The organism is Arthrobacter sp. alpha11c, assembly GCF_054149985.1.
In genome coordinates this window covers 2,067,738-2,082,122 of record NZ_CP196747.1, presented here as the reverse complement: position 1 = coordinate 2,082,122, position 14,385 = coordinate 2,067,738, and the positions used below count along the sequence as shown (strand labels likewise).

At 64.1% G+C, this 14,385-nt stretch carries 10 protein-coding genes; 4 read left to right on the top strand and 6 right to left on the bottom strand.

Features of this window, described 5'->3' with window-relative positions; all coding sequences use genetic code 11:
- Positions 1-61: 61 nt before the first annotated feature.
- On the bottom strand, positions 62-1,663 hold the full coding sequence (locus ACTAQJ_RS09495) for a glycoside hydrolase family 68 protein (RefSeq protein ID WP_431119209.1): 1,602 nt from the start codon (positions 1,661-1,663) through the stop codon (positions 62-64).
- A 538-nt stretch (positions 1,664-2,201) separates the two neighbouring features.
- Between ACTAQJ_RS09495 and ACTAQJ_RS09490 the strand changes: the two genes are divergently transcribed.
- Complete coding sequence (locus tag ACTAQJ_RS09490; protein WP_431119211.1) at positions 2,202-2,873, top strand: hypothetical protein; 672 nt, start codon at positions 2,202-2,204, stop codon at positions 2,871-2,873.
- The gene (locus ACTAQJ_RS09485; protein ID WP_498701802.1) at positions 2,870-4,162 is read left to right on the top strand and encodes an Ig-like domain-containing protein; all 1,293 of its coding nucleotides are present in this window, start codon (positions 2,870-2,872) and stop codon (positions 4,160-4,162) included. The genes ACTAQJ_RS09490 and ACTAQJ_RS09485 overlap by 4 nt, the downstream gene beginning before the upstream one ends.
- A gap of 7 nt (positions 4,163-4,169) precedes the next feature.
- Here ACTAQJ_RS09485 and ACTAQJ_RS09480 read toward each other — a convergent pair whose 3' ends face one another.
- Positions 4,170-4,970 (bottom strand): purine-nucleoside phosphorylase, encoded by an 801-nt coding sequence (locus tag ACTAQJ_RS09480; RefSeq protein ID WP_416418752.1) that lies wholly within the window; start codon positions 4,968-4,970, stop codon positions 4,170-4,172.
- Positions 4,971-5,098: 128 nt separating this feature from the next.
- Here ACTAQJ_RS09480 and ACTAQJ_RS09475 point away from each other — a divergent pair, with 128 nt between their 5' ends.
- Positions 5,099-6,508, top strand: coding sequence for an NAD(P)H-quinone dehydrogenase (locus ACTAQJ_RS09475; RefSeq protein WP_431119213.1), 1,410 nt, complete (start codon positions 5,099-5,101; stop codon positions 6,506-6,508).
- 100 nt (positions 6,509-6,608) lie between these two features.
- On the opposite strand, the gene ACTAQJ_RS09470 is transcribed toward ACTAQJ_RS09475, so the two are convergent.
- From ACTAQJ_RS09470 to ACTAQJ_RS09455, 4 genes are all read right to left on the bottom strand, one after another.
- Entirely contained in the window at positions 6,609-7,340 is a 732-nt protein-coding gene (locus tag ACTAQJ_RS09470; protein WP_498701801.1) for an MBL fold metallo-hydrolase, read from the bottom strand.
- A 120-nt stretch (positions 7,341-7,460) separates the two neighbouring features.
- Complete coding sequence (locus ACTAQJ_RS09465; RefSeq protein WP_431119216.1) at positions 7,461-9,023, bottom strand: FAD-dependent oxidoreductase; 1,563 nt, start codon at positions 9,021-9,023, stop codon at positions 7,461-7,463.
- Complete coding sequence (locus ACTAQJ_RS09460; RefSeq protein WP_498701800.1) at positions 9,020-11,263, bottom strand: molybdopterin oxidoreductase family protein; 2,244 nt, start codon at positions 11,261-11,263, stop codon at positions 9,020-9,022. Before ACTAQJ_RS09460 ends, ACTAQJ_RS09465 begins: the two co-directional genes overlap by 4 nt.
- Positions 11,264-12,676 carry an MFS transporter gene (locus ACTAQJ_RS09455; protein WP_477513738.1) on the bottom strand — a complete coding sequence of 471 codons (1,413 nt, stop codon included), beginning with the start codon at positions 12,674-12,676 and terminating at the stop codon, positions 11,264-11,266.
- A 295-nt stretch (positions 12,677-12,971) separates the two neighbouring features.
- Here ACTAQJ_RS09455 and ACTAQJ_RS09450 point away from each other — a divergent pair, with 295 nt between their 5' ends.
- Positions 12,972-14,381, top strand: a complete 1,410-nt coding sequence (locus tag ACTAQJ_RS09450; protein WP_498701799.1) for an MFS transporter — start codon at positions 12,972-12,974, stop codon at positions 14,379-14,381.
- Positions 14,382-14,385 lie beyond the last annotated feature (4 nt).

The window sequence follows — 14,385 nt, the reverse complement described above, 5'->3', positions numbered from 1 at the left end:
GGTGCCGGCCCTTGTGGAGCCCGCACCCCTGCCGTGGCCTAACGGCCGGGGGTGTTGCGGCCTACTTGTAGAGGCCTTCGCCGCCAACGCGGAGGTTGGTGGGCAGGTAGCCGAACGGGCCGAGGCCGTTCTTGCCGAAGGTGCGGTCGACCTGCGTCACACCACCCTGGAAGTTCATCTTCACGGTGGGGGACAGGGAGCCGCCGCGGACGCCGTCGACGTTGTCGATGAACGACTGCACGAGGCCGCCAGGCTGTACGTAGTGCGAGTAAGCCTGGAACTGACGGCCGTTCTGGCGCGGGTCCGGACCCTCCGGCGCGTTGGCCGGCATGTTCAGGTCCGTGGGGGAGCCCAGGGCCAGGCCGCTGTTGTTCACCGGCTGGAAGTCGGAGCGAACGCCGTTGCCCACGAAGCCGTAGACGCCGTCCGGGCCGCGCATGCCATCCGCGTAGGTGAACTGGTGGCTGATGGTGAACAGGTAGTACTTGTTCTTGCCGTTTTCGTTCTGGATGTAGATCTGCGGACGCTCAGTCTGGTCGTTGACGCAGTTGGCGGACAGGATCGGGGGCAGGAAGCTCCACTTGGTGAGGTCCTTGTTGTCGGCCACTGCCAGGCCAACATTTGCGGTCTGGTACCAGGCACCTGTGGTGGTGTTGACCTGGTCCAGGGTCTCAGCGTGGGGATCGCCCGGGCGGTAGCCGAGGTCTTCCTGCTTGCACTTGTAGTCGCCGCGCGTGCCACCGGTGTTGCCTTCGAAGACCATGAAGGTTTTGCCAGGGTGCGCCGGGTCCGCGAAGGTGTACGGGTCACGGAACGCGAAGCCCGGGTTCTGGGCCTTGTTCTGGTACATCTTTCCGTCCGGCTCCAGCAGCTTGGTGTGCTCGAAGCCGTCGAAGGTCACGCCGTCCTGGTTGGCGTGGATGTTGCCCAGTGCCTTGGCAATGACAGCATCCGGAGCGATGCCGCCGCCGCCTGCGTTTCGCTCAGCGACGTCGTAGAACGTGGTGGCCGTGTAGAAGACGTTGATCTTGTTGCCCTGCATGAGGCGCGTGGAGCCGGACCATTCGGTGTTGCCGATGGAGGAGTTGTCCAGGAACAGGTGTCCGCCGTAGTTCCACTTGTCCTTGGCCGGATCAGCGTTGGTCTTGCGGAAGAAGTACCCGATCCGGGCGTTCCAGTGGCGCTGGTCGAAGCCGTAGCCGGCGTGCCGGTCAGCAACCAGGGAGAAGATGACGTCCCAGCCCTTGTAGCTGATCTGGTTCGCGTTCTCGTCCGTCAGGGACCAGGTGTCCCACACCCAGACGTCGTCGTTCATGGCGGGGAAGTCCTTGGGGATTTCCGGCATGGTGACGTCGGGGCTCATGGAGTTCTGGCCCGGAGCAACGTTGGTGTTGCTCTGTGCCATGATCTGCTTTGCGTCTGCACGGGTCCATTTGGACGTGAAGTCGGCGGCAGGATCGTACGCCTCCTGCGTGTGGACGGAGGGCAGTGGGAAGCCGGGCGTGGGTGCCGGCATGGTGTTCGACGGCGGGTCAGCCGGCAGGTTGGCCTGCGCAGCCGGCGTCACCAGCAGGATGCTGCCTGCCACGCTGGCTGCGGCTGCGAGGGCGGCTGCCTGTCGCAGCCGGCGGCGCGGCCGTTGAAGGGTTGAGTGCGTGTTCATGCTTGCTCTTCTCGCGGAGTGTTGGACTTCGTGGAGTGGGGCGCATGCCCTGGTCCCCTGTTAAGGGGGCTCGCTACTACGGTGTCCGCTCGATCCGCTGAAGGCGTCTTCGAGGGACGCCATCGTTTCGAGGTGCGGCGATCCCTTGTGGGGTTCTCGCCGCGGCGGCTCCGATACGTCGACTTACCGGAACGACTCCCACGCTAGACGTGCTTCGCGGGACAAATCAAAGCACGTTTCGAAGGCCAAAACGGGTTGTCAGACGTCCGTGTGCAAGCGTTTACATTTCTCAACGCGTGCGCGTGCCACAACCTTGGAGGGGAATCAAATGTTTCGCAATAAAGCAGATTTAATCTGAGAATTTGCTGTGTGTTTACTTTTGAAATGGTCCAAGTCACAGAGGCGATGGAGGCCTACTGGCGGGTAATGGAGGGCATTGTTGGAGCCTTCAAATGTCCAATCGATGGACGTAAAATGTGGTAGCGACTCCGGAGCCATCAAAGGAAACCGGATCACGCCTGGTGTGAGCTGGTGCAGCATGTGTGAGTTACCAAAGCGGCGTTGGCGGTCCTCACTGACTCCATTGCGGCTGGTCCTCGCTGTCCTTGCCCTGGCAGCGATCGTGGTGAGTTTGCTGTTTCCGGCCCTGCTCTCGGCCCTGCCCCTTGGTGCGGGCCTCTTGACCCTGGCCGTTGCCGTCCTCATGCCCGCCATCCGGGAAATCGAACTCGGAGCTTCTCCCAGCATCAAGCTCGCGCCCGCCCTGAAAGACCGCGAAGACGAGCTTCGCAGCGTCTTCGAACGGCAGAGGGGGGACATGGAGTACTGCGCCCACTTGCTCTGCGACAACCCCGAAACTGCCCGTCACTTGCTGGAGGCAGCGTGGTCCCAATCCACCAATGTGTGGAAGGGTCCGGTGACGCCCCAGTTGCGCGTCTACACACTGTGCGTCTTCGTGGAACTCCTGAAGAAACACGAACACTGGCTCCAGAGCCGCGAAGGCAAGAAGAAGAAGGCCAAAGCCAGCCAGAGTCCGTTGGCGAGGTTGCCGTACGACGAGAGGGTCGCCGTCGTGCTTCATGTCTTCGCGAACCTGACTGTTGGTGAGATTGCCGGGATGACGGATCGTCCCGCCCTGGACGTCGGCAAATCATTGGCGGCTGCCGAAGAGAAAACCAACCGCCTGGCGTTGGAAGAAGGCCGGCCGTGAGGGACGCGCTGCGGGAGCGGTTGTTGTCCGAGGCTGCGATTCATGCGAAGACCCACCCGGCCGACCTGGACCGTGCCTTGGGCGAAGGCATGTCCACTGTTCGGCGAAGGCTGGTGAGAACCTGGCTGGTGGTGATCGTGGCCGCGGTGCTCGTGACGGCCGGGCTGGTGGCTGTCCGCGTGCTCCTTGACCAGCCACGAGTAGTGCTGGAATCCATCGCCGTGAGCGCTCCGGCAAGCTCGCTCCATCCGGAGGCCATCCTTCAGTTGTCTGCGGAAGCAAGCTACACCGACGGCACCCGACGTCCTTTACAGGAAGGCGTCGAGTGGGCTTCGGACAACCTCGCGGTGGCCGCAATCACCGCTGATGGCCAGGCGACGGCGGTCGCGCCGGGTGTCGCTGGCCTGACAGCAACGGTCGACGGCGTCTCCGGACGCTTCGAGCTCAAGGTCACCACGCCGGGAACGGCCTCGCTGACGGCCCTGCGCATCACCCCGGGCGATGCTGAGACCAGCCCTGGAGGCAAGATACCGCTCGTCGCCGAAGGAACGTATAGCGACGGGTCACTCGGGAGGCTCAACGTCACAGCTATATGGGGGTCCCATGATCCTGGCATTGCGACCGTGGACGGCGACGGCCTGGTCACCGCTGCAAAGCCGGGCACCGCCACCATCTCCGCCTCCCAGGATGGGTTCGAAGCTACCGCACGCATCACCGTCAACATGGCACCGCCGGCCAAGCTCTCGGGCTTGGCGATCGACCCCGCCGAACTCACGATCAAGCAAGGGCAGACGCACCAATTGACCGCAGTTGCCTCGTACACGGACGGGACCACCAAGCCCGAACCCAACGTGACGTGGTCCACCGGCAACCCGAAGGTCGCAACAATCTCCGCCTCCGGACTCCTGACCGCGCAGGGCCTGGGGCAAGTGCTCATCGAAGCCAAACACGTGGACACCGATGGCAAGGAATGGAAAGCGCAATCGAAGGTGACGGTGGAGCATGCGGTGATTGCCGTCGTCGTGAGTCCTGCTGGTCCGCATGCACTGGAACCGGGTGCTACCGTCCAGCTGACCGCCACTGTCAAGTACAGCGACGGCAAGCCCGGGAACCCGGTCATTGCATGGGCGTCGAGCCGCCGGATCGTCGCCACCGTCAGCAATGGCTTGGTACGGGGCGCCCTGCAAGGGCAGGCAATCATCACGGCCACAGTGGACGGCGTGTCCAGCAACGGAGTGGTGGTCAGCGTTGGTCCAACGCTTCCGACCCAAGGGCCGGTAAAGGGCTAGCAGGCCTTCAGAGCTTCGCGATGATTTCCGCCAGCAGCGTGGAGATACGCTTGCCTGCCGCTTGGCCGGCCTCGAGGACTTCGGCGTGGCTCAGCGGAACCGGGCTGATGCCCGCGGCAAGGTTGGTGACCAGCGAGATGCCGAAGACCTCCATGCCTGCATGGCGTCCGGCGATGGCTTCCAACGCCGTGGACATTCCCACGAGGTCTGCGCCGATCCGTTTGGCGTACTGGACCTCGGCCGGCGTCTCGTAGTGAGGGCCGCTGAACTGGGCGTAGACACCTTCCTGCAGCGACGGATCCACCTCGCGGGCCAGTTGCCGGACGCGTGAGGAGTACAGGTCCGTGAGGTCCACGAACGTGGCGCCCTCAAGCGGGGACGTGGCCGTCAGGTTGATGTGGTCGCTGATGAGCACAGGCGTGCCCGGGGTCCAATCCTCGTTGAGGCCGCCGCAGCCATTGGTGAGGACCAGCGTCTTGCAACCCGCGGCTGCGGCCGTGCGAACGCCGTGGACGACTGAGCGGACACCCTTGCCTTCGTAGTAATGCGTCCTGGCTCCAAGAACCAAGGCGCGTTTGCCTTCCTTGGTCAGAACGGAGCGGATGGTTCCCACATGGCCCACAACGGAAGGTTGGTGGAAGCCGGGAACCTCCGAAGCATTCAAGGTGGCGGTTGTTTCACCAATGAGGTCGGCGGCTTCGGCCCAGCCGGAACCGAGCACCAGGGCTACGTCGTGGGACTCAACACCGGTCTCGGCGGCAATGAAGTCCGCGGCGGCCCGGGCAGCTTCGAAAGGGTCTGTGTTCATCAGCTCAGTGTTACTCACTGGTACAAGCTACCTTGCGCGTGCAGCAATTTGGTAGGGACGCGTTCGACGCCGGGGGTGAGGCTTGGCTGACTGGCAGCCTGCGGTGCAATGAGCGAGAATTGAGAATTGTGACCACCCAAGTTGACTTCAGTTCCCCCCGTATCGCGATTCTGGGGGGTGGTCCCGGAGGATATGAAGCCGCCATGGTGGCCGCTTCCCTCGGCGCAAAAGTCACCATCATCGAGCGGGCAGGCCTTGGCGGCTCCGCCGTGCTGACCGACGTCGTGCCTTCCAAAACCCTTATTGCCACCGCCGACCTCATGACCCGCGTCGGTGAGGCGGACGAGTTGGGCGTCAAATTCGACGGCGACGGCGGCGGCTCCAAGCCCCGCGCCGATCTGAAGCACATCAACGACCGCGTCCTGGATCTGGCCCGTGGCCAGTCCCACGACATTCGGGCGGGGCTGGAACGCCTCGGCGTGGAGATCGTGATCGGTTCCGGCAAATTGCTGGACAACAACACGATTGAGGTCCTGACCCTTGAGGGCACACGAACCGTTGATGCTGATGCCATCCTGCTGGCGGTCGGTGCACACCCGCGCGAGCTCCCCACGGCCAAGCCCGACGGCGAACGCATCCTCAACTGGGCCCAGATCTACAACCTGGACGAGCTGCCCGAGGAACTGATCGTAGTGGGCTCCGGTGTCACCGGCGCGGAATTCGCCTCCGCCTACAACGGCCTCGGCTCCAAGGTCACCCTGATTTCCAGCCGTGACCAGGTCCTCCCCGGTGAGGACACGGACGCCGCCAAACTGCTGGAAGGCGTGTTCGAGCGCCGCGGCGTGCGCGTGTTGTCCCGGTCGCGCGCCAACGCGGTTGAGCGGACGGACGACGGCGTGAAGGTCACCCTGGGCGACGGATCGGTAGTTACGGGCTCGCACTGCCTGGTGTGTGTGGGTTCCATCCCCAACACTGCGGGAATCGGGCTTGAGGAAGCCGGCGTGACCTTGACGGAGTCCGGGCACATCAAGGTGGACGGTGTTTCGCGCACCACTGCCCCCAATATTTACGCAGCCGGCGACTGCACCGGCGTGTTCGCGTTGGCGTCCGTGGCCGCCATGCAGGGCCGCATCGCGGTTGCCCACTTCATGGGTGATGGCGTGAAGCCGCTCAAGCTCAACCAGGTGGCCTCGAACATCTTCACGTCCCCGGAAATCGCTTCGGTGGGTGTTTCGGAGGCCGACCTCGCGTCCGGCAAGTACCAGGGCGACGTCGTGATGCTCTCGCTGCTCAGCAACGCCCGCGCCAAGATGCGCAACACCAAGGATGGCTTCGTCAAGATCATCGCCCGCAAGGGATCCGGCACCGTGATTGGGGGCGTGGTGGTGGGACCGAACGCTTCGGAACTCATCTTCCCGATCTCCGTGGCCGTCACGCAGAAGCTGCACGTTGATGACGTCGCCAGTGCGTTCACGGTGTACCCGTCGCTAACCGGGTCCATCTCGGAGGCAGCGCGGCGCTTGCACGTGCACATGTAGCTTCTTGCTCCTGTGGCGCCCGTTTCGACGACTCGCTGCATGCCAGACGATTCCTACCGTCTGGTGCGCAGCGCGTCATCGAAGCGGGCGTTCCTGTTTCCTACGTTTGGAGGGCTGCGATGGCTTCAGCAAGGGGCATGTGCAACGCGGGACCGTGGCCCGGCAGGATCACGTTGGCTTGGACGAGTTTCAATGAGCGTGCCGCTGCGAGGGCGGTCTCCGGGTCCGAGTGGTACATCCGGTGCAGCATCTGGGGCCCGGATTGTGTGCTGATCGGGTGGCCACTGACAAATGTGTCGCCGACGGCGATGGCCTGCGCCCCGGAGAGCAGTAGGGCAACGTTGCCGGGAGTGTGCCCGGGCAAGAGGATGGCTTCCGGCTGGCCAGGCAGGCTCCGGAGCCTGTCCTCGTCCCACGCCTCGGCGCGGGTTGACGGCTCCGCCTGGAGGGCTTTCGCTTTGATGACATGGAGCAACCAGCGGAAAACGCGCGGACGCCAAGCCCGGATCATCACCTGACCGAACGTGACCTGGTGTTTCTCCTTGCCTTGAACGTGTGCCAATTCCTCCGGGGAACACAGGATGGGCGTGCCAAACGTCCGCGAAAAGAAGGCAGCGGAGCCCGTGTGGTCCACGTGGCCATGGGTGATGAGCATGGCTTTGGCATCGGCGGGATCCAGGCCGAGCCCCTTGATCGATTCGAGGACCAAGTCACGGTCGGCGGGGTATCCGCCGTCGATCAGTAGGAAGCCCGTGCCGTCCCGGACAATGACCCAGTTGGACGCGGGCCCCTGGACGAAGAAGACTCCCGGCGCCTGCTCAGATACGTTCACCCCGGAATTCTAGACCGCTGGATACGAACTCGCGGGAGAGCTGCGGGCTCGCAGGGAAACTTCCAGCGAACGCGCAGCTTTCCCGCGTACTGGGTGCCATCCGCTACGACGGGCTACGCGTCAGGCGGCCGCCGCTTGGAAGTGCTTTTCGATGAGCCCCTTGATGTCCTCGTGGCATCCGCCGCACCCTGTGCCCGCGCGGGTGGCCTTGGATACCTCGCCCACGGTGCTGCAGCCTTCCACGACGGAACCTTCGATGCTGGCCGCACTCACCCCGGCGCAGCGGCACACGGTCCTTTGGGGATCGTTGCTGGTGGCGCCGGAATCCAACTGGTCCGGGCCGTCCAGGCGAAGCAGCAGGGAACGGTCGGCCGGCAACTCCGAGGAACGTTCGAAAAGCACCACCAGTTCAGCGGCAGTCCGGGGCATGCCCACAGCCACCAAACCCTCCAGAACACCACCGCGCGTGGTCATCTTGACGTAGCGGCCGTGCTCGGGATCGGCCCACTGGGAGATCTGGCGGCGTGCCCGGCCAGAAGTGGCCCCGGCTTCCAGAAGCTCTTCGTCCCATGGATCGGCTTGGTTATCGCCGGCAACAGCCAGGTTGATGCCGCGTGCTTTCAGAACCACGACGCCGGGCTTTTCTGTGGGCAGGGCTTCCAGCGCGTCCGCGGTTTCCTGGCCGTCCCGGGCCAGGACCACGAGGTATTCGGCCAGCCACTCGGCCTGACGCCAGCCCGGGCCTACCAAGCCGGAGGGGCCGGTGGCGGTCCGGCAATCGAGGCAGGAAGCGTCAGGGCAGCGGACTTCGGCACAATCGCCGATTGCGAACATGTGGGGCTCGTGGTAGGTCCGGAGATGGTGGTCCACCAGGATGCCGGCACCCGTGGGAAGACCACAGCCTTCGGCCAGTTCGATCCTCGGGCGCACACCACAGGATAGAACCAGCAGGTCGCCGTCGATCGCCGAGCCGTCCTCCAGCAGCAGAGCGGAGAAGCTACCGCCGGGGCCAGCGGTTTCCACGCCAGTAGACCTCGCGTTGCCGGCCATCCGGACGCCGCCAGCACGGAGGCTGCTCGTCAGGACGGATCCGCTGCCGCGGTCAATGCTGCGGCCCAAAGGGAAGGGGCCGTTGTGGACCACCGTTGCCTGGGCGCCTTCGTCTGCGGCGGCGAGGGCGGTTTCCAGGCCAAGCACGCCACCACCCAGGACCACCACGCGTTTACCGCCAGCGACAGCTTCACGGAGGACCGCGGCATCGCGAAGATCGCGCAGGGCAGTGACACCGGCCGGAAGAACGGGGCCGGCCGGATCAGGGTTCAAACCGGTGAGGTTGGGAATGACGGGCCGGGAACCGGTGGCAAACACCAAGCGGTCGTAGTGTTCGTTGGTGCCGTCGGAGAGAATCACGTGCTGGCGTGCACGGTCAATCCTCTTCACCTTGACACCCAACCGGACGTCAACGCCGTCGGCCTCCAGTTCAGCAGCATCAGCCATGGCCAGGGCTTCAGGAGTGGTCCGTCCGACGCCGAGTTCTGCAACCATGACGCGGTTGTAGGCGGCCTCGGCTTCCTGTCCGACCACCAGCAGTTGCACGAGTCCTGCGCGGACCGCGGGAAGCAGTTCGTCCACCAGTCGCGCAGCAACCGGGCCGAATCCAACAACAACAATGCGCTCGCTCATGATGCCTCCTTGGCGTGCAGGGGCAGCCCGGATCCGGCAGGCACGGCGACTGGAGCCGCTGACACTGTGGTGGACGCTGCCCGCCGGACCCATACCCGGCTGGTCTTGAACTCCGGCATGCCGGAGATGGGATCGGTGACCGCCTCAGTGAGGCGGTTGGCGTTTTCCTGGCCCGGGAAGTGGAACGGGAGGAACACAGTGTCCGGGCGGACCGAGTTGCTGAGCTCCGCCCGGCAGAGGACCTCACCGCGTTGGTTGGTCACTGTTGCATAGTCACCGTCGGCAATGCCGCGCGCTGCAGCCGTGCCGGGGTGGATCAGGAGCTTGGCCTGGGGCTGCGACGCCAGCAGCTCGCTCACGCGGCGAGTCTGGGCGCCGGACTGGTAGTGCTCCAGGAGGCGGCCAGTGGCGAGGGCCAGAGAGTCGTCCGCAAACGAACGTACAGCCCGCTTGGAGGGGGTAACCGGGACCATCACGGCCCGGCCATCAGCGTGTGCGAACCCGTCCGCGAAGAGTCGCGGCGTTCCCTGGCTGCCCACGGGGTACGGCCAATAGGCAGCTTCGCCACGATCCAGCATGGCGTAGTCGATTCCGGAGTAGTCAGCCAGCCCACCGGCGGAAGCAAGTCTGAGTTCTTCAAACACTGTCTCGGGGTCATCGCTGAACATGGATGGAGCCTCGAGCATTTCCGCGAGCCGTGCCATCAGCCATAGTTCGCTGCGGACGCCCGGGGGAGGGGTGATTGCCCTGCGGCGTCGGATGACGCGTCCTTCGAGGTTGGTCAGTGTCCCTTCTTCCTCGGCCCACTGCGTCACGGGCAGGACCAGATCGGCTTCGGCCGCGGTCTCGGACATGAAGAAGTCGCAAACCACCAGGAAGTCCAGGCTGCGGAGTCCCTGGGTTACCGCGTTGGTGTCCGGCGCCGAAACCACCACATTGGCGCCGTGCACGAAGAGGCAACGGACGCCGTCGTGCTTTCCGAGCGACTTGAGGAGCTCGACGGCGGGCAGGCCGGCTCCGGGGATCAGCGACTCGTCCACACCCCAGACCTTGGCGATGTGGGCGCGTGCAGCGGGGTCGGTGATTTTGCGGTAGCCGGGAAGCTGGTCGGCCTTTTGGCCGTGCTCGCGGCCGCCCTGACCGTTGCCCTGGCCGGTCAGCGTGCCGTAGCCGCTGCGGGCCGAGCCGGGCAGGCCAAGGAGGAGGCTGAGGTTGATGGCAGCGGTTGCGGTGTCCGTACCATCCACGTGCTGTTCCACTCCACGGCCACTGAGGATGTAGCTGCCGCCGTTGCGGGCGCCTTGTGCCAGACGCCTGGCGGTCTCACGGATGAGGGTGGCCGGGACGCCGGTGATGGACTGGACGCGCTCGGGCCAGAAGGCGTTGAGGCTGCGGACCACGGAAGCATAGCCCTTGGTGTTTGCCTCGATGTAGCCGGTGTCGGCCAGGCCTTCGTGGACAACAACGTGGCTGATGCCCAAAAGGAGGGCCAAATCTGTGCCGGGCGTCGGCTGCAAGTGGAGGCCGCCGCCGTCGCCCGTGAAAGCTGCCGTAGCCGAACGGCGGGGGTCCACTACGATCAGCCCACCGGCGTCGCGCGCACCCTGAAGATGCTGGACAAACGGAGGCATGGTCTCGGCGACGTTCGAGCCGAGCATGAGGATCACGGACGCGGAGTCAAGGTCCGTGACGGGGAAGGGGAGGCCACGGTCCACGCCGAAGGCGCGGTTGCCTGCGGCGGCTGCCGATGACATGCAGAAGCGGCCGTTGTAATCGATGCGAGAGGTGCGCAGGGCCAGCCGGGCGAACTTGCCCAGCATGTACGCCTTCTCATTGGTGAGGCCGCCACCACCGAAAACTCCAACCGCGTCGTTTCCGTGCTGCTTCTGGGTGTCCTTCACAGCGGCGGTGATCAGCATGAGCGCCTGGTCCCAGGAGATCGGCTGGTGGACGCCGTCGGATCCTTTGAGCATCGGTTCGGTGACGCGGCCGTTGTGACGCAACAACGACGCCGATGTCCAGCCTTTGCGGCACAGCCCGCCCCGGTTGGTGGGGAAATCGCGCCCTGAAACTTCCAGGGGCACGGCACCGTCACCGGGCATTGCAGGTGTGGCAGGGCTTGCCGGTGCTGCGTCGGACGAGGGCGCGGGCGCTGCCCCAGCTGCCGAAGCAGCCGGGGTCAGCGTCATGGCGCACTGGAGCGCGCAGTAGGGGCAGTGGGTATCGGCGCCGTTGGGCATCTAGATGTGTCCGATCGTGTTGCGCTTCTGGGCGGGGCGGATGTAGCAGACCCAGCAGACGGTGAGCATCAGGACGTAGGCTCCAACGAATCCGTAGAACGCCGGGGTGTAGGAGCCGCTTGCTGTGTTCGAGGCGTTGAGCACCTGGGGGATCACGAATCCGCCGTAGGCACCGATCGCCGAGATCAGGCCCAGTGAGGAGGACGCCAACCGTGCGGTGGTGGCGCTCGGGGCGCCTGCACGGGCGGCCCGGCTGGAGGTCGCGAAGATCACCGGGATCATGCGGTACGTTGCGCCGTTACCGAAGCCACTCGCCAGGAAGAGCACCAGGAACAAGGTGAGGAAGAGCCAGAAGTTCTTCAGCGGCAGCGTCCAGATCATGGTCAGGGTAATGACGGCCATGGAAGCGAACGAGGCAATGGTCATCCGGGCGCCGCCCATGCGGTCTGCCATGCGGCCACCGTAGGGACGGGCCAGGGAACCGACCAGCGGGCCGAGGAATGCCAGGGACAGGGCCACTGCACCGAGGTGGATGGAGGAGAAATCGGGGAAGTAGTCCTTGATCAGCTTGGGGAAGACGCCGGCGAAGCCGATGAACGAGCCGAACGTACCGATGTAAAGGAAGGCCATGATCCACAGGTGCGGTTCTTTGAGGGCCGCTACGGATCCGGCCACATCACCCTTGGCGCTGGTGAGGTTGTTCATGTACTTCCAGGCACCGAAAGCTGCGATCAGGATCAGCGGGATCCAGATGATGCCGGCCATGGGCAGGTTCACGGTTCCAGCTGCGAGCAGGGTGATGGCGATGGGAACCACAAGCTGCGCGACGGCGGCACCAAGGTTACCGCCCGCGGCGTTCAGGCCCAGTGCCCAGCCCTTTTCGCGGGCCGGGTAGAAGAAGGTGATGTTGGCCATCGAGCTGGCGAAGTTGCCACCGCCGAAGCCGGCGAGGGCTGCTACCAGGAGCATGGCACCGAACGGCGTTTCCGGGTTGGAAACACAGATCGCCAGGCCGCTGGCGGGAATCAGGAGGAGCAGTGCCGAGACGATGGTCCAGTTGCGGCCACCGAACTTCGGCACCATGAAGGTGTAGGGGATGCGCAGAGTGGCGCCTACGAGGCTGGGGATGGAGATGAGCCAGAAGATCTGGTTGGTATCGAACTTGAAACCTGCTGCGGGGAGCTGGACGACTACGATCGACCAGAGCTGCCATACGACAAAGCCGAGGAATTCGGCGAAGATAGACCAGTACAGATTGCGCTTGGCGATGGACCGGCCTTCGGCTTCCCACTGGCCCTTGTCCTCGGCATCCCAGTTGGCGATCCAGCGGCCGGGGCGGTGTTCAAGGGTGGGAACGGCGGTAGCAGTGGACTGGGCGGGGGCCAGTTCTTCTGCAGTGCGGTCAACAGTCACGGAGTGCCTCCTTTGTGGGGACGTTGTTCTTCCAAGGTAGGTTTCACGCGTTTCGTGGACCGTCGCCCTTTGTAAACGTGCTGTGACATTTCCCTATCGGCGGGGTCACCGGCGCGTGAGGCAATGGTGAGGTAATGTGTCCCGGACCACAGGGTGAGACTTTTTGACTCGTCCGCATGGTGGACTTAGTTGTCCAGTCAATGGACTGCGGGAACTATTATTGAACTCTCGAATAATCCTTCGCCGGGCAGGCTCGTCAGGGGCATCGGCCGGTGTGAACGAAAGCTGCTACTACATGTCTTCGACTGCCACGTCCAAGGAAGGCGAGTCCACAAAACCAGTGAACTCGCGGGGCAAAGTGATCTTCGCCAGCCTGATCGGCACGACGATCGAGTTCTACGACTTCTACGCCTATGCCACCGCGTCAGTACTCGTCTTTCCCAAGCTCTTCTTCCCGGACGCCACTGACATCAATGCGCTGCTCAGTGCGTTCGCCATCTTCGGTGTTGCCTTCTTCGCGCGTCCCATCGGCGCCGTCGTCTTCGGCCACTTCGGTGACAAGATCGGCCGCAAGGGAACCCTGGTTGCTTCGCTGTTGACCATGGGTATCGCAACCTTCCTGATCGGACTCCTGCCTACGGCTTCCATGGCGGGGTGGGCGATCCTGGCCCCGATCATGTTGGTTATCCTGCGCTTCTTCCAAGGCCTGGCCTTGGGCGGAGAATGGTCCGGCGCAGCTTTGCTGGCCACAGAGAATGCGCCGGAGGGCAAGCGTGCCATCTATGGAACGTTCCCGCAGCTGGGTGCCCCTATTGGCTTCATCATCGCCAACGTCATCTTCATCTGGATGAACGTTGCCCTGACGGCCGAAGAGTTCCTCGCCTGGGGTTGGCGCGTTCCGTTCATCCTCAGTGCGGTCCTGGTCATTGTGGGTCTTTACGTTCGCCTCAAGCTGGTGGAGAGCGTGTCCTTCACCAAGGTGATCGAACAGGAAAAGGTCCAGAAGCTGCCCCTCGCCGCAACCCTCAAGAGCCACTGGCGGCCGGTTCTGGCCGGCACCTTCATCATGTTTGCTACCTACGTGCTCTTCTACATCATGACCACGTTCACCCTGTCCTACGGCACCAAGCCCACCCTGGCGGGCGCGCAGGCCGCAGCTGAAAAGGCAGGAAAGCCGATGACGGCGGACCAGATTGGGGCGTTTGTCCCCGGCCTGGGCATCACCCGGTCCGACTTCCTCTGGATGCTGATCATCGGCGTCGTCTTCTTCGGTATCTTCACCGTGGTCTCCGGACCTTTGGCCGAGAAGTGGGGCCGCCGCAAGTTCCTGCTGGGCGTCACCGTCGGCATCTTCGCGTTCGGTGCGCTGTGGTTCACCATGTTTGGTCCCGGCCAGGCAGCGGCGATGGTTGGCCTCATTGTGGGCTTCACCCTCATGGGCCTCACCTTCGGCCCCATGGCAGCTATCCTTCCTGAGCTGTTCCCCGCCAACGTCCGTTACACCGGTTCTGCTGTGGCGTACAACCTGTCGTCCATGATCGGAGCGGCCCCGGCCTCGTTCGTCGCCATCGCTCTCTGGCAGGCAGCGAACGGCAGCACGTGGCTGGTTGGCGTTTACATGGCGATCGCTGCGGTGATCACCTTCGTGGCGCTCTGGCTCACCCGCGAGACCAAGGACATGGACTACGAGAACAACGTCGCCTGACCTT